Source organism: Pseudomonas sp. TE21394 (assembly GCF_054057835.1).
In genome coordinates this window covers 3304325-3324924 of record NZ_JBSRZR010000001.1, presented here as the reverse complement: position 1 = coordinate 3324924, position 20600 = coordinate 3304325, and the positions used below count along the sequence as shown (strand labels likewise).

Below are 20600 nucleotides of genomic sequence, written 5' to 3'. Positions count from 1 at the left end.
CCTTTATGCCTCAGCGATACCGCTCGAGCCAGTGTGCATAAGGCGCCGGCAAGGTCCAGGAGGCTTTCTCCACCCCCAGCTCCTTCGCCGCAAAGTAGGCCCAGTGCGGGTCCGCCAGATGCGCCCGCCCTACCGACACCAGGTCCAGCTGGTTGGCCTGCAGCGCCGCTTCCGCCAGTTGCGGCGTACCGAAGCCCCACGCCGACGTCACCGGCAGCTTCGCCTCACGGCGCACGCGCTCGGCAATCGGGCCCATGAACGCCGGGCCCCACGGAATATGGGTCTCGGGAATGGTGAAGCCGACGCTCACGCTCAGCAGGTCGAGGCCGCCAGCCTTGAAGCGGCGCGCCAGCTCGATCGATTCTTCCAGGGTCTGCTCATCGCGGCCATCGTATTCCAGCACCCCAAAGCGCGCGGTCAGCGGCAGGTTCTCCGGCCATACCTCGCGCACTGCCGCCAGGGTTTCCAGAAGGAAGCGGCTGCGGTTGTCGAAACTGCCACCGTAGGCATCGGTGCGCTTGTTGGAATGTTCGGAGAAGAAGCTCTGCCCCAGGTAACCGTGGGCAAAGTGCAGCTCGATCCACTGGAAACCGGCATCACGTGCTCGCCGCGCGGCATCGACGAAGTCCTGCTTGACCCGGGCGATGTCGGCCAGGGTCATCTCCCGCGGCACTTTCGGCAGGTGCGCGCCGAAGGCAATGGCAGACGGGGCGATGGTTTCCCAGCCGCGCGCGTCGTCGGCGGCAATGTGGTCGTCACCTTCCCATGGGCGGTTGGCGCTGGCCTTGCGCCCGGCGTGGGCAATCTGGATACCCGGCACGGCACCGGCGGCCTTGATCGCCTCTACCACCGGCACGAAGGCCTGGGCATGGGCATCGCTCCAGATACCAGCGCAACCGGGGGTGATGCGCCCTTCCGGCGCCACCGCAGTGGCTTCGACCACCAGCAGGCCGGCACCGCCCCGGGCCAGGCTGGCCAGGTGCACATGGTGCCAATCGTTGATCATGCCGTCCTCGGCCATGTACTGGCACATCGGCGGAATGGCGATGCGGTTGCGCAGGGTGACGTCCTTGAGGGTGTAGGGTTCGAACAGAGCGGACATGGGTAATCTCCCGGGCTATGTAATTACGCTTGTTCGATTCTAATCGAACTATGGCAATTAATGATAGCCCCGTTATCATGATGCCCATGCGAGCCTATCAACATCCCAATTCCGAAGACCTGACCCTGGAACGCCTGCTCTATGCGCTGAGCGACCCGGTGCGCCTTGGCATCGTCCGCCACCTGGCGGGCGTGGCCGAAGCCAGCTGCGGCGAGCTGGACGGCGGCCGACCGAAGTCGAGCATGTCCCACCACTTTCGCGTGTTGCGTGATGCTGGGCTGGTGCATACCCGCAATGTCGGCACCACCCACATGAATTCGCTGCGCAGCGAGATGCTGGCAGAGCGCTTCCCCGGCCTGCTGGACTGCATCCTGCGCCAGCACTGATTGGCTGTTCGGTCCTCTTCGCAGGCTTGCTCGCGAAGAGGACCGAACAGCAACAAAAAAGCCACGAGGTTTCCCCCGTGGCTTCTTTCACAACGATGGCCGCTTACAGCGCCATGTCATTCTCAGGCTTGCTTTCCGCCGGCTGGCTCGGTGCAACCGTGGTGCCGACGCTGGCGTCGATTACCGGTGGTTTCTCCAGCTGCAGTACTTCTGCGGTGTAGTTCCACGCTTTCTGGGTGGCCGCTGCCGATTCGTTCAGCTTGGTGCCGTAGCTTGGCACGATCTGCTTGATCTTGGCCTGCCACTCAGGGGTAGCGACCTTCTCCTTGAACACGGTTTCCAGCACGTTCAGCATGATCGGCGCTGCAGTCGAAGCACCTGGCGAAGCGCCCAGCAGGCCGGCAATGGTACGGTCTTCGGAAGCGACCACCTCAGTGCCCAGCTTCAGCACACCGCCCTTGTCTGCGTCACGCTTGATGATCTGCACGCGCTGGCCGGCCTGCCACAGCTTCCAGTCTTCCTTCTTGGCGTTCGGGAAGTAGGTGCGCAGGGCTTCGAAGCGGTCATCGTCAGACAGCATCAGCTGGCCAGCGAGGTACTCGACCAGCGGGTACTGGTCGATACCGACCTTGGTCATCGGCCACACGTTGTGCGGGGTGGTGGTGCTCAGCAGGTCCAGGTACGAGCCGTTCTTCAGGAACTTGGTCGAGAAGGTGGCGAATGGGCCAAACAGGATCACCCGCTTGCCGTCCAGCACACGGGTGTCCAGGTGCGGTACCGACATGGGTGGCGCGCCGGTCGAGGCGATGCCGTAGGCCTTGGCCATGTGCTGCATGGCGATGGTCGGGTTCTCGGTCACCAGGAACGAGCCACCCACCGGGAAGCCTGCGTATTCCTTGGCTTCAGGAATGCCCGACTTCTGCAGCAGCTTGAGTGCGCCACCGCCGGCACCGATGAACAGGAACTTGGCGTCAGTGGCCGACTCGGTACCGTCCTTCAGGTTCTTGTACTCGACGTGCCAGGAGCCGTCCTTGTTGCGGGTGATGTCCTGTACTTCGCTGGATAGCTTCAGGTCGAAGTTGTCCTGGGTTTTCAGGTGGCCGACGAACTGGCGGGTGATCTCGCCGAAGTTGACGTCGGTGCCGATCGGGGTCCAGGTCACGGCCAGCTTCTGGTTCGGGTCGCGGCCTTCCATCATCAATGGGACCCACTTGGCGATCTGCGCGTGGTCCTCGGAGTACTGCATCGGGCGGAACAGCGGGCTGGCCTGCAGCGCGTCGTAACGCTTCTTCAGGAACTTGATGTTGTCATCGCCCCATACGAAGCTCATGTGCGGGGTGGTGTTGATGAACGAGTGCGGGTTCTTCAGCACGCCCTGGCGCACTTGCCAGGCCCAGAACTGGCGGGAGATCTGGAAGGCTTCGTTGATTTCGATGGCCTTGCTGATGTTGACGTTGCCGTCTTTGTCTTCCGGGGTGTAGTTCAGTTCGGCCAGCGCGGAGTGGCCGGTACCGGCGTTGTTCCAGCCGTTGGAGCTTTCTTCGGCCACGCCGTCCAGGCGCTCGACCATTTCCATCGACCAGCTTGGCTCCAGCTCGTGCAGCCACACAGCCAGGGTCGAGCTCATGATGCCGCCGCCGACCAGCAGCACGTCTACTTTCTTGGTTTCTGCGGCGTACGCTTGCATGCAGCTTGCAGCGACAGCCAGGCCCAGCAAGGTCTTGCCAGCTTTCTTGAACATTGATCAATTCCAGTCAGGAGAACGGAGGGCGGGCCTGTGGCTGGCCCAGGTATCGCGTGTTCTTCAGCGCAGGCTTGTTGTGTTCATTATTCAGCAGCCAGAGAACCAGAAAACGACCCGGCCTTTTGTCGAATTGACCGACAGCGCTGAATCGTTTTGCCAGATTGTAACCGAATTGCCAGCACAAACAAATTGCCGCCCGGCGCGTCAAGGCGGCGGGTTGCCCCAGTGACGGATTGCCGCGCCGGCAAACAAAAACCCCCGGCCATGTGCATGACCGGGGGCCTTGGATCACGCCGCAAGCGTCGCGATCAGGGGACCGCCAAGATTACTGCTGCTGAGGCAGTTTATCGATCGGGCCGCAGCCACCGATGATCTTGGAGATGGAAACCGAAGGGTGGAACAGGTAGTCGTAGCTGCAGTTTTTCGGCTGGTTGTAAACCTGGCCAGTGCAACCCGACAGCAGGGCAGCACCCGAAACGACAGCAACGGCTACGGTAGCCTTGAACAGCTTTTTCATACTAAATCCTTTATATGAATCATCTTCGGCCATCATTCTGATGGCGCCGGGATGATACAGAAGCCGAGCCTTGGATCCAAGTCGCGATGTGCGCTGGCTAGTTGTAGGAGCGGCCTTGTGCCGCGATGGGCCGCAAAGCGGCCCCTGCCCTACAACTGAAACTCAGAATAATCCCCTTCCATGTAGGCAATTTCCCAAACATACTGCCAAACCGCTCAAACTGTTGCGACGGATTAAGTCGCCCTCTAGTCTCGGCTTGTCGTTGCGAATTCAACGACCGGCTTTGACAGGCCGACAACTTCTCCGTGCACGTACACCCGTTATGGCGGCAGTACGTGGGGCACCTTGTGTGCGCCGAGTCTCCGGAGTCCTCGGTCTGTCAACCCGCGTACCGCTGCCACCCTCTTGTTTGACAGCAAGTCCGTAGCAGCTCGACTGACTCTGGAGCTAACTATGCGCAAGATGGTCCCCGATCCACCCCACTCCCTCGATTCCACCCAGGCGCTGCAAGAAACCCTGGCCCAATCCTCAGAGTACGTACTTTGCGCGCTATTCGTCGCTCGCCAGGCCATGCAACTCAAACCCGCTGCGCCAAGTTCGATCGTGATGCAGGCCGTTATCCATGAAATGGAGGCGGTACAGGGCCTGGTCGAATCGGCATTGATGCAATTGCAGATGCAGGCCCATCTGCCGGCTGAGCCACGAACGCTGCACTAGCAGGCCTGGCCTCTTCGCGGGCACGCCCGCTCCCACCGGGGTAATCACTGCCCTCAAGCACTGCACAGTACTTGTGGGAGCGGGTTCACCCGCGAAGAGGCCGGACCAGACACCCAAGATTCCAGGGGAGAAAAACAATGCCCACCGACGACACAAAGCAACCTACCACAGTCGGCAAGACCTGCTTCTACCAAGGCGAAAACAACACCCACCCGCTGTTTCGCATCGCACCCGGCATCCCCTGCCAGGACGCCCGCGAACAGGCCTCCGAACTGATGGGCTACGTTCGCGACCTGACCATCACCGGCCTGATGGACGGCGACCAGAAACTGATCTGGGCTTCGCATTACCTGAGTGCGATGGCGAAGGCGCTGCTGGATGATGCCGAATTGGGGATGATGAGAAAGTAAGACATCGACAAAGCCCCTGGAGCCGTGAACATCCAGGGGGCCCATCTATCGCATTCGATGTCATGTAGTCCATTTCCCAAATCTACGGCAAACCTCCTCTGACCTGGGCTCAACCCGCCCGCTTAGCCTCATCGGGCAGCACTCGGTCGCTCACTCATCGACAAGGAGTAGCCAGTAGGCTACATTGAAGGCATGCCGAATCAGATTGACACGACGCCAGAATTTGACGACTGGCTGGATGAGGTCAAAGACCCGATTCTTGAGGTGCTATCACCTCAAGAATCGCCCGAGCCGAAAATGGCAGCTTCGGCGATATCGAATCGGTAGGCGATGGTGTCAGTGAGATGCGTGTGTTTGTCGGTCCGGGATATCGAATCTACTTCGTAAGAACGGGCTCGACTCGCTACCTGATGCTTTACGGCAGCGATAAAACGGATCAACACAGAGCCATCAAGCGAGCCAAGGAAATCCTTGATGCTGTACGAGGTAAACAACGATGAGCGAAAAATTCATCCCCGAGGACATGCCAATCCTTGAGCTGGACTTGAGCAATACCAAGCGGTTCGAGGCTTCGCGGTTTCTAGACAGCCCCGAAACCATCGCAGCTTTCCTGGCAGAAGCAATGAAGGCTAACGACGCTCAAACCCTGATGCATGCGTTGGGCGAAGTGGCAAAAGCCAAGGGCGTGAACCAATTTGCGCAAGACGCGGGCGTCAATCGTGAATCGCTTTACAAGACTTTGAGGGGTGGCGATAAGACACGCTTCTCAACTATTCAGAAGCTGATGCTGGCCTTGGGGGTTGAGCTGACAGTAAGGCCACTCCAGAAGCTCCCTGCTTCTTCATAGGACGCCACCCAATACGCAAGCAGAATGCCAAATCAGTTGCCGGCCCAACAACGAAAAAGCCCCTGGAAACTTTCGCTTCCAGGGGCTTCATCTTGTATGGCGGAGAGATAGGGATTTGAACCCTAGGTACTGTTGCCAGTACAACGGATTTCGAATCCGTCCCGTTCGACCACTCCGGCATCTCTCCAATGCCGCGCATCATACCAGCGTTATTTTGAAAGGCAAATCTTTTTTTCAAAAAAATCGCGTGGTATCAGGCGCTTGCGTGAACGTACCGCTTACAGCGGCACGCCCAGGCGCTTGGCAACTTCTTCGTAGGCTTCGATCACATCGCCCAGGCCCTGGCGGAAGCGGTCCTTGTCCATCTTCTTGCGGGTTTCTTTGTCCCACAGGCGGCAGCCGTCCGGGCTGAACTCGTCGCCCAGCACGATCTGGCCATGGAATACACCGAACTCCAGCTTGAAGTCGACCAGCAGCAAGCCGGCGTCATCGAACAGCTTGGTCAGCACTTCGTTGACCTTCAGCGACAGCTTTTTCATCTCGGCCAGCTGCTCGGCGGTGCCCCAGCCGAACGCGACAACGTGGGATTCGTTGATGAAGGGGTCGCCCTTCTCGTCGTTCTTCAGGAACAGTTCGAAGGTGGACGGTTCCAGCTTGATGCCCTCCTCCACGCCCAGGCGCTTGACCAGGCTGCCGGCGGCGTAGTTGCGCACCACGCACTCGACCGGGATCATGTCCAGCTTCTTCACCAGGCACTCATTGTCGCCCAGCAGCTTGTCGAACTGGGTCGGCACGCCGGCTTCTTCGAGTTTCTGCATGATGAAGGCGTTGAACTTGTTGTTCACCATGCCTTTGCGGTCGAGCTGTTCGATGCGCTTGCCGTCGAATGCCGACGTGTCGTTACGGAACAGCAGGATCAAGCGGTCGGCGTCGTCGGTCTTGTAAACCGATTTGGCCTTGCCGCGGTAGAGTTCGTCGCGTTTTTCCATGATTGGGCTCCGCTTGCTTGAGGTGTTGGGCTAGGCGATTTCACGCCAGTCGAGCCCGTGTTCCTGATTGGCCACCTGGAGCCAGTCCGGGTCGCACCCGAGGGTGTCGACGAAGCACTGGCGGGCCAAGTGTGGCAGGTTGTTCTTGCTGCTGAGGTGGGCCAGCACCAGGTGTTGCAGGTTGCTCCAGCCCAACTCGTGCACCAGGCGCGCAGCCTGGTGATTGTTCAAATGCCCTTGCATGCCACCCACCCGCCGTTTCAGGAAGGCCGGGTAGTGCCCGCGTGCCAGCAGGTCGCTGCAGTGGTTGGCCTCGATCAACAGTGCATCCAGCCCTTGGTACCGCTCCAGCAGCCGCGTGTCGTACGAGCCCAGGTCGGTCAGCATGCCGAAGCGCCGCTGGCCATCGCTGATCACATACTGCAGCGGCTCGTAGGCATCGTGCTCGACCCGCGCTGCGGTCACTTCCAGGCTGCCGATCGGCAGGCTTTCGCCGCAAGCGAGAAAACCGGCCACCTCCACCGGTTTGCGCAAGCCGCGCAAGGTCCCTTGGCTGAGGTAGACCGGTACATTGTAGCGCCGCGACAGCAAGCCGACCCCATGCACGTGGTCGGCATGTTCGTGGGTGACCAACAGCGCACTGAGCTGGGCCGGCGACACGCCGAGCAACGCCAGGCGCCGCTCGGTCTCGCGCAGGGAAAAGCCGCAATCGACCAGGATGAACGTGTCACCACTGGCGATCAGCGTGCCGTTTCCCTGGCTGCCGCTTCCGAGTACCGCGAAGCGCACTTAGCCCAGGTGATCCTGGATGGCGCTGAGCACGCGGCGGGCAACATCGGCCGGGGCCACGGTGTTGATGTTCTTCTCGACCGTGACCTGCACGCTTTCACCGACCTTGCTCAGGCGTACCTGATAACGCTCGGCACGGGCTTCGCGCTCTTCCTTGGTCGGTTCGCTGCCGAACATGCGGCCGAAGAAACCAGGCTCGTTCTGCTTGTCTTCCGGCTTTTCCGACAGGTTGATGTAGTACAGGCCCAGGCTGCGGTTGATGTCTTCTACGCGCCATTCGCCGCCCTGCTCCAGGGCACGGCCCACGCTGGACCAGGCACGGTCCAGGTCGGCCCCCAGGTACAGCACCGGGTTGCCACTGCCGTCTTCGCTCAGGCTGACGCGGCTGGGTGCGTCGAAGTCGCGCGCGGCCAACAGCGATACCGAACCGCCCTTCTCGGCACTGCGGTTCATGCTGGCGAGCATTTCGTCGACCAGCAGGGCATCGGCCCCGGTATTGCTGGAGGTGGATGGGAATTCAGGTTCGGCCGTGCTGCCCGCCGGGCGCTCGACGCTGACCACGTACACCTCGGAGGTGTTGCGCTGCACGCCAGGCTCCATGCGCACCCGCACGCGAACTTCGCTGTCACTGCTGCTGGCCGTGCTGGCCAGGCGCTGGCCGAGGGAGGCCGACAGTTCATCGAAACGCTGCCAGGTGGTGTTGAACTCACCGGTCTGCGGGCGCTCTTCGGCGATACGGAAGCCGTTGTCCTCGAAGAACTGACGCGCCACCGGCCACACTTCGGCCGGCGCATGCTGGGCCAGCACCCAACGGCTGCTGCCGCTGCGCTGCAGGCTGTAGTCGGTGACCTGGGCGGCGCCGCCGGTCAACGGTTGCGGACGCGGCACTTCGAACTCGCCAGTGGCGTTGTCGTCGGCAACGTTGCGCGGAATCGGCAGCAGGGGGTCAAGGCGCTTGACGTTGCTGGCGTCCGACGGCAGCTGCATCGGCGCGGTCGGGTGCGCCTGCAGGTAATCGCTGCCGCGGTCGCGGAAATAGCCATCCTCGCCCCACAGCCAGCCACACCCACTGGTGCTGGAAATGATCAGGGCAAGGGCAGAAAGACCAGCCAGTCGCTTCATGCGGTGTACTTCCTCTTAAACCAGTACGCCGGACTGGCGCAAGGCAGTACGGACTTTTTCGTGGCAGCCTTCGCTCAGCCAGGTCAGCGGCAGGCGAATGCCTTTTTGCATCAGGCCCATTTCGACGAGTGCCCATTTCACCGGGATCGGATTGGACTCGCAGAACAGGTCTTTGTGCAGCGGCATGAGTTTTTCGTTGATTGCGCGGGCCTTCTCGGCATTGCCCGCAAGGGCGGCCTCGCACAGGTCGGCCATTTCGCGCGGGGCGACGTTGGCGGTAACGGAAATGTTGCCCTTGCCGCCCATCAGGATCAGCTCGACGGCGGTCGGGTCGTCACCGGACAGGACGATGAAATCGCTGTCGACGCCATCGAGGATGGCCTTGGCGCGGGCCAGGTCGCCGGTGGCTTCCTTGATGCCGATGATGTTCTTGACCTTCGACAGGCGGATCACGGTCTCGGCCTGCATGTCGCAGGAGGTGCGGCCGGGTACGTTATAGAGGATCTGCGGAATGTCGACGGCTTCGGCAATGTGCTTGAAGTGCTGGTACAGGCCTTCCTGGGTCGGCTTGTTGTAGTACGGCACGACCAGCAGGCAGGCGTCGGCACCGGCGCTCTTGGCGTTCTGGGTCAGGTGCACGGCTTCGGCGGTGGAGTTGGCACCGGTGCCGGCAATGACCGGCACACGGCGGCTGCTGCGCTTGACGCGCTCGACCACGTGCTTGATGACCAGGATGTGTTCTTCGACATCCAGCGTGGCCGACTCACCGGTGGTGCCGACAGCAACGATCGCGTGGGTGCCGTTTTCCAGGTGGAAGTCTACAAGTTTGTCGAGGCTGTCCCAGTCAAGACGCCCTTGTGCATCCATGGGAGTGACCAACGCCACCATACTGCCCGCAATCATGTAACTGCTCCTGCCGGAAAAAGAGAGCGGTAATGGTACTGGGGGCATCGGCCTTGCACAAGCGAAGCAGGCGGGCGGAGCATTCCCCTCGGCGCCTTATTTCGCTACCCTTGACGCTTTGATCGGTGCAGCGCGGCCCGCCGGGCCGTCGACCTTGCTCCCCGCCAGCGTCCACGACCTCGCATGCGAGCCCAGGGCCCTGCCGACAGGAGGCTTTCGCCCGTCCTGTGCCGACCGCTCATCGCTTTAGGAATGCTGCATGTCCACCCCCACCGTCCGCGAACAATTCCTTGTCATCAGTGCCCTGGGCCCGAACCCCATGGAACTGGCCAACGTCCTCAGCCGCGCTGCGTTCGAGAACCGCTGCGCGGTGGTCACCTCGCGCCTGAGCCGCCATGGCGAGACCAGCGCCCTGGTATTGCAGGTGGGCGGCAGCTGGGATGCCCTGGCACGCCTCGAAGCCATGCTGCCGGGCCTGGGCAAGAAGCACGGCCTGACCCTCGACGTGGTGCGCAGCGCCGACCAGGAAGTGCGCCCGCAAGCCCTGCCCTACGTGGCCTACGTCAGCGCCGCCTACCGCCCGGACATCATCAACGAGCTGTGCCAGTTCTTCCTCGACCACCGTGTCGAGCTGGAAGCCATGACCTGCGACACCTATCTGGCGCCACAAACCGGCAGCAGCATGCTCAACGCCCAGTTCACCGTGATCCTGCCGGCCGGCACCCAGATCAGCTGGCTGCGTGACCAGTTCCTCGACTTTGCCGACGCGCTGAACCTGGATGCGCTGATCGAGCCCTGGCGCCCACAGAACCCCATGTAAGGAGCCACCATGGCCGTAGCACTCGACCAACCGGTCGCCGATTTCCAGGCCCAGGCCACCAGCGGGCAAACCGTCAGCCTGGGCGAACTCAAGGGCCGCCAGGTGGTGGTGTACTTCTACCCGAAGGACAGCACGCCGGGCTGCACTACCGAAGGCCAGGGTTTCCGTGACCAGCATGACGCCTTTGCCGCAGCCAACACCGTGGTGTTCGGCGTGTCGCGCGACGGCATCAAGTCGCACGAGAACTTCAAGGCCAAGCAAGGCTTCCCGTTCGAGCTGATCAGCGACAAGGACGAGGCGCTGTGCCAGCTGTTCGACGTGATCAAGCTGAAGAAGCTGTATGGCAAGGAATACCTGGGCGTTGACCGCAGCACCTTCCTGATCGACAAGGATGGCGTGCTGCGCCAGGAATGGCGTGGGGTGAAGGTGCCGGGGCATGTGGATGCCGTGTTGGCTGCTGCCCAGGCCTTGAACAAGGCTTGAAATTTGCCGGGGGCTGCTGCGTGGCCCCCAGCATCACAGCATCGGTGAAACACTCGGCTCCTGCCGCGGCCAGGCATCCAGCACTGCCTTGATCAAGGTCGCCAGCGGGATCGCAAAGAAGATCCCCCAGAAACCCCACAGCCCGCCAAACAGCAGTACTGCGCAAATGATCGCCACCGGGTGCAGGCTCACCGCCTCGGAGAACAGCAGCGGTACCAGGACGTTGCCGTCCAGCGCCTGGATGATCGCGTACACCGTCATCAGGTAGATGAACTGGTCACCCCAGCCCCACTGGAACAAGGCAATCAGCGTGACCGGCACGGTCACCACCACCGCCCCCACGTAGGGCACCACCACCGACAACCCTACCAACAGTGCCAGCAACGCGGCGTAGTTGAGCCCCAGGCTGATGAAGGCGATGTAGGTGGCAATGCCGCAAATCAGGATCTCGATGCCTTTGCCGCGGATATAGTTGGCGATCTGCCGGTTCATCTCGCTGCCCACACGGTTCAGCAGGGTGCGCTGACGTGGCAGGTAGCCGCTGACCCAACGGCCGATCAGTTCGCGGTCCTTGAGGAAGAAGAACACCAGGATCGGCACCAGCACCAGGTAGATCATGGCGTTGACCAGCAGCGGCAGGCTGGACAGCGAGAAGGTCAGTGCCCATTGGCCGAACTTGCCGATCTCCCCGCGCACCGACTCGATGGCGTGCAGCACCTGCTCGTCCGACACCAGGTGCGGGTAACGTTCGGGCAATAGCAACAGCAACGACTGCCATTTGCCGAGCATGCCCGGTAGCTCGTTGAACAGTGTGATCAGCTGATGCCACAGCAGCGGCACCAGCACCAGCATGAACACCGCCAGCGCACCGATGAACAGGGCGAACACCAGCATCACCGCCAACCGGCTCGGTACCCGCAGGCGCTCCAGGGCATTGACCAGCCCCTGCATGAGGAACGCCAGCACCATGCCCGCCAGCACCGGCGCGAGCATGCCACCCAGGGTCAGTACTGCAGTGAAAGCCAGGAACAGCAAGACCGCCAGCACCACCGCTTCTTCGTCCGAGAAGTAGCGCTGCATCCAGTCGCGAAGCACTTTGAACATTGACGATCCTTGGAAAGACTCAGGCCTTGCGCAGCCAGTAAGTGTAGGTACCGGCCTCGGCCGTCTCCTGCAGCAGGGTATGACCGGCCAGGCGGGCGAAAGTGCGGAAGTCGCGCTGTGAACCGGCGTCGGTGGCGATCACCTTGAGCACCGCGCCGCTGGCCAGGCGGTTGAGCTCCATCTTGGCCTTCAGCAGCGGCAACGGGCAATTCAGCCCACTGGCATTCAGCTCGGCGTCACAGGTCAGGGTGTCACTCATTGCGGGGGCTCTCCAAAGGCATAGCCGGGCTACTTCTCGATCAGGTCGGCTAGGATAGCGCCACTGGTCGCCAACGTGTGAGCCCGCTACAGTAGGTATCTTTGACCGACGCGAGTTTCATGCATGAATCTACTGCGCCCTACCCTGCTGACGCTGGCCTGCCTGTTGGCCCTCCCCGGCCATGCTGACGACCTGCCATCACTGGGCGACGCCAGTTCCGCGATCGTTTCACCACAACAGGAGCACCAGCTTGGCCGTGCCTGGCTGAGCCTGCTACGTGGCCAGGTCAACCAGCTGAACGATCCGCAGCTCAAGGATTATGTCGAAACCAGCGTGTACCGGCTGGCTGAGACCAGCCAGCTACAGGACCGTCGCCTGGAATTCATCCTCATAGACAGCCGTGAACTGAACGCCTTCGCAGCCCCGGGCGGCATCGTCGGGGTCAACGGCGGGCTGTTTCTCAACGCCCAGACCGAAGGCGAGTACGCCTCGGTACTGGCCCACGAACTGGCGCACTTGTCGCAACGCCACTTCGCCCGTGGCGTCGAGGCCCAGCAGCGCATGCAACTGCCGATGATGGCGGCGCTGCTGGCCGGTATCGTGCTGGCGGCCGGCGGCGGTGGCGATGCCGGTATCGGCGTGATCGCCGGCACCCAGGCGGCGGCGATCCAGGAACAGCGCCGCTTCTCGCGGCAGAACGAACAGGAAGCCGACCGCATCGGCATCCAGAACCTGGAAAAGGCCGGTTACGACCCACGCAACATGCCGACCATGTTCGAGCGCCTGGCGCGGCAATACCGCTATGACGCCAAGCCGCCGGAATTCCTCCTGACCCACCCGGTGACCGAGTCACGTATCGCCGACACCCGCAACCGTGCCGAGCAGGCCCCCAAGGGCGGCGTCGAGGACAGCATGCGCTACCAACTGATCCGTGCCCGGGTAGCACTGACCTACGAAGGCACCCCGGGGCTGGCGGCCAAACGTTTCCGCGCCCAGCTCGACGAAGACCCGAAGCTGGACGCCGCGCGCTACGGCCTGGCCCTGGCGCAGATCAAGGGCGGCCAGCTCAACGAAGCGCGTGAGCTACTCAAGCCACTGCTGGCCAAGGCGCCCAACGACATCACCTACAACCTGGCGCAAATCGACCTGGACATCACCAACAACCGCCTGGCCGATGCCCAGCAGCGCGCCGAGCGCATGCAGGGGCTGTACCCGGGCAACTACCCGCTGAAGCAGGTGCGTGCCGATCTGCTGGTGAAGCAGAACAAGCCAGCCGAGGCTGAAAAGATCCTGAACGAATTGGTGAGGAGCCGCCCGGACGACCCGGACGTGTGGTACGACATGGCTGAAGTGCGCGGCTTGTCGGGCAATACCATCGGCTTGCACCGGGCGCGGGCTGAATACTTCACACTGGTGGGGGATTTTGACCAGGCGATCCAGCAGCTGGATTATGCCAAGCGCCGGGCGGGCGGCAACTTCCCGCTGGCAGCGCAGATTGACCAGCGTCAGCGCGAGATCATGGAGCAGCAGCGCATGGTACGGGAGATGATGGGGCGCTGAAGACTACGGGGGCGCTTTGCGCCCCCGGCAATCTCAAGCGTTACCGGACAACTTCAGGCGTGCCGCCTGGGTAAAGTCCAGCATGCGGTTCAACGGCTTGATCGCCTTTGGCACCAGCGCCGGGTCGACGAAGATCTCGTTGCTTCCCTTGCGCAGGCAATCCAGCACCCGCTCCAGGGTGTTCATCGCCATCCACGGGCAGTGCGCGCAGCTGCGGCAGGCCGCGCCGTTACCGGCAGTCGGGGCTTCGACGAACTCTTTGTCCGGGCACAGCTGCTGCATCTTGTAGAAGATGCCGCGGTCGGTGGCGACGATGAAGGTCTTGTTCGGCAGGGTCTGGGCAGCCTTGATCAGCTGGCTGGTGGAGCCGACCGCGTCAGCCAGCTCGATCACCGCTTCCGGCGATTCAGGGTGCACCAGAATCGCCGCGTCCGGATACAGCGCTTTCATGTCGGCCAGCTGGCGCGACTTGAACTCTTCGTGAACGATGCAGGCACCGTCCCAAAGCAGCATGTCGGCACCGGTTTGTTTCTGGATGTAGCGGCCCAGATGCTGGTCGGGGCCCCAGATGATGGTTTCGCCGTTGTCCATCAGGCTTTCGACGATTTCCAGCGCGCAGCTTGAAGTCACCACCCAGTCGGCACGGGCTTTCACCGCTGCAGAGGTGTTGGCATAGACCACCACGGTGCGCTCGGGGTGCTGGTCGCAGAAGGCCGAGAACTCCTCCACCGGGCAGCCCAGGTCGAGCGAGCAGGTAGCCTCAAGGGTCGGCATCAGCACGCGCTTTTCCGGGGTGAGGATCTTGGCGGTCTCGCCCATGAAACGCACACCGGCAACGACTATGGTTTGCGCCGGGTGGTTCTTGCCGAAGCGGGCCATTTCCAGCGAGTCGGACACGCAGCCGCCGGTTTCTTCGGCCAGCGCCTGGATGACCGGGTCGCAGTAGTAATGGGCGACCAGCACGGCGTTCTGCGCCTTGAGCTCGGCAGCGATGGCCGCACGGTATTCGGCCTCCTGCTCGGCTGTCAGCGGGTTGGGCTGCTTGGCGTCGAGGTGGGCCTGAACCAACAGGCGTTCGGAAATCTGGGTCATGATCGCTGGACCTGCAGGCGCGTGCGCGCGTCAAATCGAGTGTATCACCCGGCCCTGACAGATCGGCTAAGGGTGCCGGACGGCATGCAGGCCGCCACGGCCCTCTGCGGGCGCGGATTATTATCGGAGGCCGAAGGCTACAGATAATCCAGCGATTTCTAAAGCGGTTTTTGTGTTGCCCACCAAGCGAACTGCACCGCTGCCCTGTAGGCGGCCTTGCCTCGCGCCTACAGGATGGCGATGCCTCAGGTAGCAGTATCAGCCCTGCGGAGAAAGGGCTGCCAGGTGCGAGGCCATGAGCATGGCGAACTCTTCCACGGTCATCTTCTGGCCGTTGAAGTCGACCACGCCGTCGACATAGTGCAGGCTGCTGACCACATCGGTGCCCTGCACAGTGGCCATGCCACTCTGCAGCGCCATCATGCCGACCATTTCACCGGCCTGGCTCGATTGCATGGCGATGGCCCGGGCGTCGGTCTGGCCATCGAGCAGCGCCTGCAGGGTCGCCAGGTCACCGATCATCGGCTTGGACAGCGACAGCTTGCTCTTCACCTCGGTGATCAGCTGCTTGCCAAGCTGATCAGGTGGCAGGTCGAAGCTGGTCGGGGCGGCAAAGCCCATCGACAGGTCGAAGCGGCTTTCGCCGTTGGCAGTCTTGAACGACAGGTTTTCAACCGCCACCCGCGGCTTGGCCGCCAGCAGTTTCTGCAGATCACCCTGGAACCGGGCTTTCTCTGCCTCGTCCATCTGAATTTGCGGCATCGGTTCGCCAGCGGCAGCTGCGGCCTCGAACTCCGGCAGGTGCGCCTGGTACCACGCCGACAATGCCTGCAGCGCCGGCGCATTGAGCGAGGTGACGCTCAACGCCATCTGCGCCTTGCCAACCGCGCGATCATCCCAGCGGATATCGCCGATCTTGTACTCCACGCGGCCACCGACGGTATCGGCATTTTCCAGGGTTTGCCGGACATTCTGCTCCAGGCCCTTGATCAGCAGCACCTGCTGCTTGGGCCCCAGGGTGACTCTGGTTTCGTCCAGCGTCAGGTCGACATTGCCCGCGTAGATGGCCTCGTGCCCGGTGGCCGTCAGCTGGCCATCTACCTTCAGGCCCTTGAGCTCGAAAGTGGCGGGCGGCTGGTCATCGCGTACCAGTTTCATCAGCAAACGGTCAGCCTGGCCATGGAAGGTCGAGGCCTTGCCTTGCTGGTCGCCACTGACTTGCAACTGCATCCCCGAGAAATCGAGGCTGTTGCCATCCGCTTCATCAAGCTTGACCGGGGCCAACTGGACCAGGCTGGTGACGTTGCCGTCGTAACCCAGGCTGGTCCGTGCAGTGACCGGAGCCTGCTCGCCCGCTGCCGCGAACCACGGCGCGGTGGTGTCGTCTTTCTGCAGCGTGCTGTTGCTGACCGCCAGCACCGGCATCAGCTGCAAAGCCTTGACCCGCGACCAGGGGAACGGGCCGTGCTCGATCTGATCGGTCACGCCCACATCGAAGCTCACCACTTCGCCATCGCCCAGGCGGATATCCCGGGCCTTGAGCCGGTACTGGGCGGTACTGCTGAAGAAACGTTGCTCCAGTGACACCCGCTCGATACTCATGCTGCCGCCGGTACTTACCAGGGCCTTCTTGAGTTCGGTGTTGCTGCGCAGCAGGGCGTTGTCCAGCTCTGCGGGCAGCTGCCTGCCGGTGTACCAGGCGCCAACGGGGATTGCGACGGCGATGGCGATAGCCAGGCCGGATAGGATGCCAACTGATTTCTTCATGAATGGAACCGATTTGTCCGTAAGGGGTTCGTAGGCGGCCCAGTGCCGCTGGACGGCAAGAGTACCACCGCAGCCCGGGCCTGCGCTGGCCCGGCGCGATAAATCCGGTTTTTGGAACGCCTGGCACGCTCTGCAAAGCAACGCCGTAAATTTGTAAATTTTTACGAACACCCAGATTGATCAAAATCGCAAAAAACCGCGCATAAACGAGCAAATTCCCGATTTAAGCGAAAGATGTTTCAACCATGTAACATCTTGTCATGTTTAACTTGACACCAACCTACGCATCGTTTTTTATTTTCACCACTTGCGCGTCCCCCCGCGCCTCCCGCCGCTCCGACAAAAAAGGTGAACAACATGGAGCCCACCCGCTCGCCCTTGCCGCATGCGCAATACCCCGTGCCCGCCGTTTACGCCCAGTCGCAGGAGCCATGCCAGCATGCAGCCTGACTTCAGCGCTTCCGGCACCCATCAACTGCGCAAAACCCTGCGCCTCTGGCACGTGATCATCATCGGCCTGGCCTACCTCACGCCAATGACTGTGTTCGACACCTTTGGCATCGTCTCCGGGATTACCGCCGGGCACGTACCCAGCGCCTACATCCTGGCGCTGGCGGGGATTCTGTTCACGGCCATCAGTTATGGCACCCTGGTCAGACGCTTCCCGCAATCAGGTTCGGCCTACACCTACACCCAACGCGCGATCAACCCACACGTGGGCTTTCTGGTGGGCTGGTCGTCGTTGCTCGACTACCTGCTGTTGCCGATGGTCAACGCACTGCTGGCGAAGCTGTACCTTTCGGCAATGTTCCCGGAAGTACCGGAGTGGATGTGGGTGGCCGGTTTCGTCACCCTGATCAGCCTGATCAACATGCGCAGCGTGAACCTGGTGGCGCACTTCAACCTGCTGTTCGTGGCGGTGCAAGTGGCGATCATCGCCGTGTTCATCTACCTGTGCGTGCGCGGCCTGGACGCGGGTGAAGGGCTGGGTACAGCGTGGAGCCTGCAGCCGTTCGCCGACGACCAGACCCAGCTCAGCGCCCTGGCCGCCGGAGCGACCATCCTGTGCTTCTCGTTCCTCGGCTTCGATGCGGTCACCTGCCTGTCCGAAGAAACCCGCGACCCAAGCAAGACCATCCCGCGGGCAATCTTCCTCACCGCCCTGATCGGCGGCGCGGTGTTCATCACCGTGTCGTACTTCATCCAGGCCTACTTCCCGAGCATGGCACGCTTTCACGACCATGAAGCGGCACTGCCGGAAATTGCCCTGTATGTCGGCGGCAAGCTGTTCCAGTCGATTTTCATTGCCTGCACCGTCATCAATACCATCGCCTCGGGCCTGGCCTCGCAGACCAGCGTATCGCGCCTGCTGTACGTGATGGGCCGCGACAACGTGATCCCGGCCAGCCTGTTCGCCCGCCTGCACTCGCGCTACAAGACGCCGGTGCTGAACATTGCCGTGGTCGGGCTGATTTCGCTGTCGGCGATCTTCTTCGACCTGGTGACCGCCACGTCGATCATCAACTTCGGTGCGCTGGTCGCATTCAGCTTCGTCAACCTGTCGGTGATCAACCACTGCTACCTGCGCGAAGGCAAGCGCCAGGGCCTGGCCAACCAGCTGACGTACCTGGTCGCACCAACCATCGGCTTCTGCATCATCGTCTCGCTGTGGCTGGACCTGAATGCCAATTCGTTGCTGTTCGGCGGGGTCTGGGCCGTGCTCGGCTTGCTGTACCTGGCCTGGCTGACCAAAGCATTCAGGGACTCGCCGCCCAACTACATCGCTGAATGACCCACGCTGCCACCAACGCCCGCGCCTGACCGCGGGCGTTGCATTTGATCGAAAAGGAAAGCCCTGATGCCGCTGCGCCGCCTCTCCATCCAGTGGAAAATCACCCTGCTTGCCGGCTTGTGCCTGCTGGCCATTGTCGCCCTGCTGGTGACAACGTCGCTGGCCCAGGCCCGGCGCAGCGCGGAACTGGTCAACCTGGCCAACACCGAAATGCTCGACAACAGCGCGCGCCAGCGCCTGCAAGCCCTTGCCGAAACCCAGGCGCTGCGCACCCAGCGCTATTTCATGGACGCCTATCAGTACGCCAATGGCTTTGCCCGCCTGGTGCAGGTGCTCAAGGCCCGCGGCGGCAGCGACCTGCGTAGCGAACTGACGCGCCAGGCCCGTGCCAGCCTGGCCGACAACCCCGCTGTGATCGGCCTGTATCTGGTATTCCAGCCCGACGCCCTCGGCCAGGACAGCCAGTACGTCGGCCAGCAGGCTACGGGCAGCAATGACAGCGGGCGCTTCTCGCTGTACTGGTCGCAGCCCGGCCCCGGCACCCTTGAGCTTGAAGCCATGCCGGAATCGATGCTAGGTGACGCCGGCATCGGCAGCAATGGCATGGCGAAGAACCGCTGGCTGACCTGCCCGCAGGACACTGCCAGCGCCTGCGTGCTGGAGCCCTACCTCGACGACGTGAATGGCCGCCAGGTGCTGATGACCAGCATTGCCCTGCCGCTGCTGGAGCACGGCAAGGTGGTCGGTGTGGTCGGCCTGGACATCGGCCTGACCAACCTGCAACAACTGAGCCTGGATGGTCGCCGTGAGCTGTTCGACGGCCAGGGCCAGGTCAGTATCGCCAGCGCCACCGGCCTGCTGGCCGGCAACAGCCGTGACGCCAGCACACTCGGCAAGCCCATGGACAAGGCGGTCGCCGACGGCCTGCTGCGCGTGGCTCGCCCATTCGCACCAATCCCCGGCGCCGCCACCTGGCAAGTGTTGCTGGAAGTGCCGGAAAGCGTGCTGCAGGCTCCCGCCGTCGCCCTCAACCAACGCCTGGACAAGCACAACCAGAGCGCCAATCTCATCAGCCTGCTGGTGGGCCTGGGCGCCGCGGTAGCCGGCTTGCTGCTGATAGGCCTGACCGCACGCGGCGTGTCCCGACCGATCCTGGCGGTGGCCGCGCGCCTGAAAGACATCGCCAGCGGCGAAGGCGACCTCACCCGACGCCTGGACTACGCCCGCCAGGACGAACTGGGCCAGCTCAGCGGCTGGTTCAACCGTTTTCTCGACAAGCTGCAACCGGTGATTGCCCAGGTCAAGGGTTCCCTGCAGCGAGCCCGCGATACCGCCGACCAGTCGGCTGCCATTGCCAGCCAGACCAGCGCCGGCATGCAGCAGCAGCACCGCGAGATCGAACAGGTGGCCACCGCCGCCAACGAAATGAGCGCTACCGCCCTGGATGTCGCCCATAACGCCGCGCAGGCGGCCCAGGCCGCACGCGCTGCCGACCAGGCCAGCCGCGAAGGCCTGCAGATGATCGACAGCACGCGTCAAGGCATCGACCGCCTGGCCGCCGACATGAACACCGCCATGGACGAGGCGCGAGCGCTGGAAGATCGCAGCGAGCAGATCGGCTCGGTACTGGAGGTGATCCGCAGCATCGCCGAACAAACCAACCTGCTGGCACTCAACGCCGCCATCGAGGCCGCCCGCGCCGGTGAAGCCGGGCGTGGCTTTGCCGTGGTCGCCGATGAAGTACGCGGCCTGGCCCAGCGCACGCAGACATCGGTGGAAGAAATTCGCCAGGTCATCGAAGGCCTGCAGCAAGGCACCCAGGATGTGGTGGACGCCATGCACGAAGGCCGACGCCAGGCCCAGGCCAGCGCCTTGGGCATGGAGCAGGCATTGCCGGCCCTGCAACGCATCGGCGAAGCGGTGGCCGTGATCAGCGACATGAACCTACAGATCGCCTCGGCAGCCGAAGAGCAGAGCGCAGTGGCCGAGGAAGTGAACCGCAACGTGGCGGGCATTCGCGACGTTACCGAATCGCTGGCCGGCCAGGCCGACGAGTCAGCGCGGATCAGCCAGGCCCTGAACCGGTTGGCCAACCAGCAGCAGGCGCTGATGGAGCAGTTCCGCGTCTAACCTGTCAGGGCCACTGCGCCTTAACGCGGGCATGCCTGCAAACAGGTCCCTACAGGCAGTACAGCAT

Annotated in this window: 20 protein-coding genes, 1 tRNA gene and 2 pseudogenes; 11 read left to right on the top strand and 12 right to left on the bottom strand. The window is 62.5% G+C overall.

Annotated elements, in window-relative coordinates; all coding sequences use genetic code 11:
• Positions 1-10: 10 nt before the first annotated feature.
• Positions 11-1102, bottom strand: a complete 1092-nt coding sequence (xenA, locus tag ACVWZT_RS15335; protein ID WP_296234804.1) for a xenobiotic reductase XenA — start codon at positions 1100-1102, stop codon at positions 11-13.
• A 50-nt stretch (positions 1103-1152) separates the two neighbouring features.
• Between xenA and ACVWZT_RS15330 the strand changes: the two genes are divergently transcribed.
• Entirely contained in the window at positions 1153-1488 is a 336-nt protein-coding gene (locus ACVWZT_RS15330) for an ArsR/SmtB family transcription factor (protein WP_296234803.1), read from the top strand.
• Positions 1489-1591: 103 nt separating this feature from the next.
• On the opposite strand, the gene mqo is transcribed toward ACVWZT_RS15330, so the two are convergent.
• Together mqo and ACVWZT_RS15320 are read right to left on the bottom strand one after the other, a co-directional pair.
• Complete coding sequence (gene mqo / locus ACVWZT_RS15325) at positions 1592-3229, bottom strand: malate dehydrogenase (quinone) (protein WP_296234801.1); 1638 nt, start codon at positions 3227-3229, stop codon at positions 1592-1594.
• 328 nt (positions 3230-3557) lie between these two features.
• On the bottom strand, positions 3558-3749 hold the full coding sequence (locus ACVWZT_RS15320; RefSeq protein WP_457470104.1) for a YhfL family protein: 192 nt from the start codon (positions 3747-3749) through the stop codon (positions 3558-3560).
• Between the two features lie 453 nt (positions 3750-4202).
• Between ACVWZT_RS15320 and ACVWZT_RS15315 the strand changes: the two genes are divergently transcribed.
• From ACVWZT_RS15315 to ACVWZT_RS15300, 4 genes and pseudogenes are all read left to right on the top strand, one after another.
• Positions 4203-4466: a hypothetical protein gene (locus tag ACVWZT_RS15315; RefSeq protein WP_457470102.1), complete on the top strand. Its 264-nt coding sequence runs from the start codon at positions 4203-4205 to the stop codon at positions 4464-4466.
• Positions 4467-4603: 137 nt separating this feature from the next.
• Positions 4604-4876, top strand: a complete 273-nt coding sequence (locus tag ACVWZT_RS15310) for a DUF3077 domain-containing protein (RefSeq protein ID WP_457470100.1) — start codon at positions 4604-4606, stop codon at positions 4874-4876.
• 192 nt (positions 4877-5068) lie between these two features.
• A pseudogene (locus tag ACVWZT_RS15305) lies at positions 5069-5376 on the top strand (type II toxin-antitoxin system RelE/ParE family toxin).
• Positions 5373-5723, top strand: coding sequence for an addiction module antidote protein (locus tag ACVWZT_RS15300; RefSeq protein WP_296234792.1), 351 nt, complete (start codon positions 5373-5375; stop codon positions 5721-5723). Before ACVWZT_RS15305 ends, ACVWZT_RS15300 begins: the two are co-directional and overlap by 4 nt.
• 97 nt (positions 5724-5820) lie before the next feature.
• On the opposite strand, the gene ACVWZT_RS15295 is transcribed toward ACVWZT_RS15300, so the two are convergent.
• The 5 genes from ACVWZT_RS15295 to dapA all read right to left on the bottom strand — a co-directional run bounded on the left by ACVWZT_RS15295 (position 5821) and on the right by dapA (position 9526).
• Positions 5821-5910, bottom strand: a tRNA-Ser gene (locus ACVWZT_RS15295).
• A 91-nt stretch (positions 5911-6001) separates the two neighbouring features.
• Positions 6002-6712, bottom strand: a complete 711-nt coding sequence (gene purC, locus ACVWZT_RS15290) for a phosphoribosylaminoimidazolesuccinocarboxamide synthase (RefSeq protein ID WP_023381871.1) — start codon at positions 6710-6712, stop codon at positions 6002-6004.
• Positions 6713-6742: 30 nt separating this feature from the next.
• Positions 6743-7501 (bottom strand): MBL fold metallo-hydrolase, encoded by a 759-nt coding sequence (locus ACVWZT_RS15285; RefSeq protein ID WP_457470097.1) that lies wholly within the window; start codon positions 7499-7501, stop codon positions 6743-6745.
• A complete protein-coding gene (bamC, locus tag ACVWZT_RS15280; RefSeq protein ID WP_296234789.1) occupies positions 7502-8623 on the bottom strand; it encodes an outer membrane protein assembly factor BamC in 1122 nt (373 codons plus the stop codon).
• A 15-nt stretch (positions 8624-8638) separates the two neighbouring features.
• Positions 8639-9526: a 4-hydroxy-tetrahydrodipicolinate synthase gene (gene dapA, locus ACVWZT_RS15275; RefSeq protein ID WP_170031514.1), complete on the bottom strand. Its 888-nt coding sequence runs from the start codon at positions 9524-9526 to the stop codon at positions 8639-8641.
• Positions 9527-9785: 259 nt separating this feature from the next.
• On the opposite strand from dapA, the gene ACVWZT_RS15270 reads away from it, so the two are divergent.
• Entirely contained in the window at positions 9786-10346 is a 561-nt protein-coding gene (locus ACVWZT_RS15270; RefSeq protein ID WP_013973793.1) for a glycine cleavage system protein R, read from the top strand.
• 9 nt (positions 10347-10355) lie between these two features.
• Positions 10356-10829 carry a peroxiredoxin gene (locus ACVWZT_RS15265; protein WP_225778855.1) on the top strand — a complete coding sequence of 158 codons (474 nt, stop codon included), beginning with the start codon at positions 10356-10358 and terminating at the stop codon, positions 10827-10829.
• Between the two features lie 33 nt (positions 10830-10862).
• On the opposite strand, the gene ACVWZT_RS15260 is transcribed toward ACVWZT_RS15265, so the two are convergent.
• On the bottom strand, positions 10863-11933 hold the full coding sequence (locus ACVWZT_RS15260; RefSeq protein ID WP_289131102.1) for an AI-2E family transporter: 1071 nt from the start codon (positions 11931-11933) through the stop codon (positions 10863-10865).
• A 19-nt stretch (positions 11934-11952) separates the two neighbouring features.
• On the bottom strand, positions 11953-12192 hold the full coding sequence (locus ACVWZT_RS15255; protein ID WP_457470093.1) for a sulfurtransferase TusA family protein: 240 nt from the start codon (positions 12190-12192) through the stop codon (positions 11953-11955).
• 123 nt (positions 12193-12315) lie between these two features.
• On the opposite strand from ACVWZT_RS15255, the gene ACVWZT_RS15250 reads away from it, so the two are divergent.
• On the top strand, positions 12316-13752 hold the full coding sequence (locus tag ACVWZT_RS15250; RefSeq protein WP_296234785.1) for a M48 family metalloprotease: 1437 nt from the start codon (positions 12316-12318) through the stop codon (positions 13750-13752).
• 33 nt (positions 13753-13785) lie between these two features.
• On the opposite strand, the gene nadA is transcribed toward ACVWZT_RS15250, so the two are convergent.
• Both nadA and ACVWZT_RS15240 read right to left on the bottom strand, forming a co-directional pair.
• The gene (nadA, locus tag ACVWZT_RS15245; RefSeq protein ID WP_296234784.1) at positions 13786-14844 is read right to left on the bottom strand and encodes a quinolinate synthase NadA; all 1059 of its coding nucleotides are present in this window, start codon (positions 14842-14844) and stop codon (positions 13786-13788) included.
• A gap of 258 nt (positions 14845-15102) precedes the next feature.
• Complete coding sequence (locus tag ACVWZT_RS15240) at positions 15103-16611, bottom strand: YdgA family protein (protein WP_457470090.1); 1509 nt, start codon at positions 16609-16611, stop codon at positions 15103-15105.
• 439 nt (positions 16612-17050) lie between these two features.
• Between ACVWZT_RS15240 and ACVWZT_RS15235 the strand changes: the two genes are divergently transcribed.
• From ACVWZT_RS15235 to ACVWZT_RS15225, 3 genes and pseudogenes are all read left to right on the top strand, one after another.
• Positions 17051-18403, top strand: a complete 1353-nt coding sequence (locus ACVWZT_RS15235) for an APC family permease (protein ID WP_296234781.1) — start codon at positions 17051-17053, stop codon at positions 18401-18403.
• 66 nt (positions 18404-18469) lie between these two features.
• A pseudogene (locus tag ACVWZT_RS15230) lies at positions 18470-19675 on the top strand (PDC sensor domain-containing protein); the annotation flags it as partial.
• A gap of 102 nt (positions 19676-19777) precedes the next feature.
• Positions 19778-20533: a methyl-accepting chemotaxis protein gene (locus ACVWZT_RS15225; protein ID WP_457472080.1), complete on the top strand. Its 756-nt coding sequence runs from the start codon at positions 19778-19780 to the stop codon at positions 20531-20533.
• Positions 20534-20600 lie beyond the last annotated feature (67 nt).

Bases quoted from the DNA above. Each gene is read 5' to 3' on its own strand.
- xenA (WP_296234804.1), bottom strand. From the start codon at position 1,102: ATGTCCGCTCTGTTCGAACCCTACACCCTCAAGGACGTCACCCTGCGC.
- ACVWZT_RS15330 (WP_296234803.1), top strand. From the start codon at position 1,153: ATGGCAATTAATGATAGCCCCGTTATCATGATGCCCATGCGAGCCTAT.
- mqo (WP_296234801.1), bottom strand. From the start codon at position 3,229: ATGTTCAAGAAAGCTGGCAAGACCTTGCTGGGCCTGGCTGTCGCTGCA.
- ACVWZT_RS15320 (WP_457470104.1), bottom strand. From the start codon at position 3,749: ATGAAAAAGCTGTTCAAGGCTACCGTAGCCGTTGCTGTCGTTTCGGGT.
- ACVWZT_RS15315 (WP_457470102.1), top strand. From the start codon at position 4,203: ATGCGCAAGATGGTCCCCGATCCACCCCACTCCCTCGATTCCACCCAG.
- ACVWZT_RS15310 (WP_457470100.1), top strand. From the start codon at position 4,604: ATGCCCACCGACGACACAAAGCAACCTACCACAGTCGGCAAGACCTGC.
- ACVWZT_RS15300 (WP_296234792.1), top strand. From the start codon at position 5,373: ATGAGCGAAAAATTCATCCCCGAGGACATGCCAATCCTTGAGCTGGAC.
- purC (WP_023381871.1), bottom strand. From the start codon at position 6,712: ATGGAAAAACGCGACGAACTCTACCGCGGCAAGGCCAAATCGGTTTAC.
- bamC (WP_296234789.1), bottom strand. From the start codon at position 8,623: ATGAAGCGACTGGCTGGTCTTTCTGCCCTTGCCCTGATCATTTCCAGC.
- dapA (WP_170031514.1), bottom strand. From the start codon at position 9,526: ATGATTGCGGGCAGTATGGTGGCGTTGGTCACTCCCATGGATGCACAA.
- ACVWZT_RS15270 (WP_013973793.1), top strand. From the start codon at position 9,786: ATGTCCACCCCCACCGTCCGCGAACAATTCCTTGTCATCAGTGCCCTG.
- ACVWZT_RS15265 (WP_225778855.1), top strand. From the start codon at position 10,356: ATGGCCGTAGCACTCGACCAACCGGTCGCCGATTTCCAGGCCCAGGCC.
- ACVWZT_RS15260 (WP_289131102.1), bottom strand. From the start codon at position 11,933: ATGTTCAAAGTGCTTCGCGACTGGATGCAGCGCTACTTCTCGGACGAA.
- ACVWZT_RS15255 (WP_457470093.1), bottom strand. From the start codon at position 12,192: ATGAGTGACACCCTGACCTGTGACGCCGAGCTGAATGCCAGTGGGCTG.
- ACVWZT_RS15250 (WP_296234785.1), top strand. From the start codon at position 12,316: ATGAATCTACTGCGCCCTACCCTGCTGACGCTGGCCTGCCTGTTGGCC.
- nadA (WP_296234784.1), bottom strand. From the start codon at position 14,844: ATGACCCAGATTTCCGAACGCCTGTTGGTTCAGGCCCACCTCGACGCC.
- ACVWZT_RS15240 (WP_457470090.1), bottom strand. From the start codon at position 16,611: ATGAAGAAATCAGTTGGCATCCTATCCGGCCTGGCTATCGCCATCGCC.
- ACVWZT_RS15235 (WP_296234781.1), top strand. From the start codon at position 17,051: ATGCAGCCTGACTTCAGCGCTTCCGGCACCCATCAACTGCGCAAAACC.
- ACVWZT_RS15225 (WP_457472080.1), top strand. From the start codon at position 19,778: ATGCAGCAGCAGCACCGCGAGATCGAACAGGTGGCCACCGCCGCCAAC.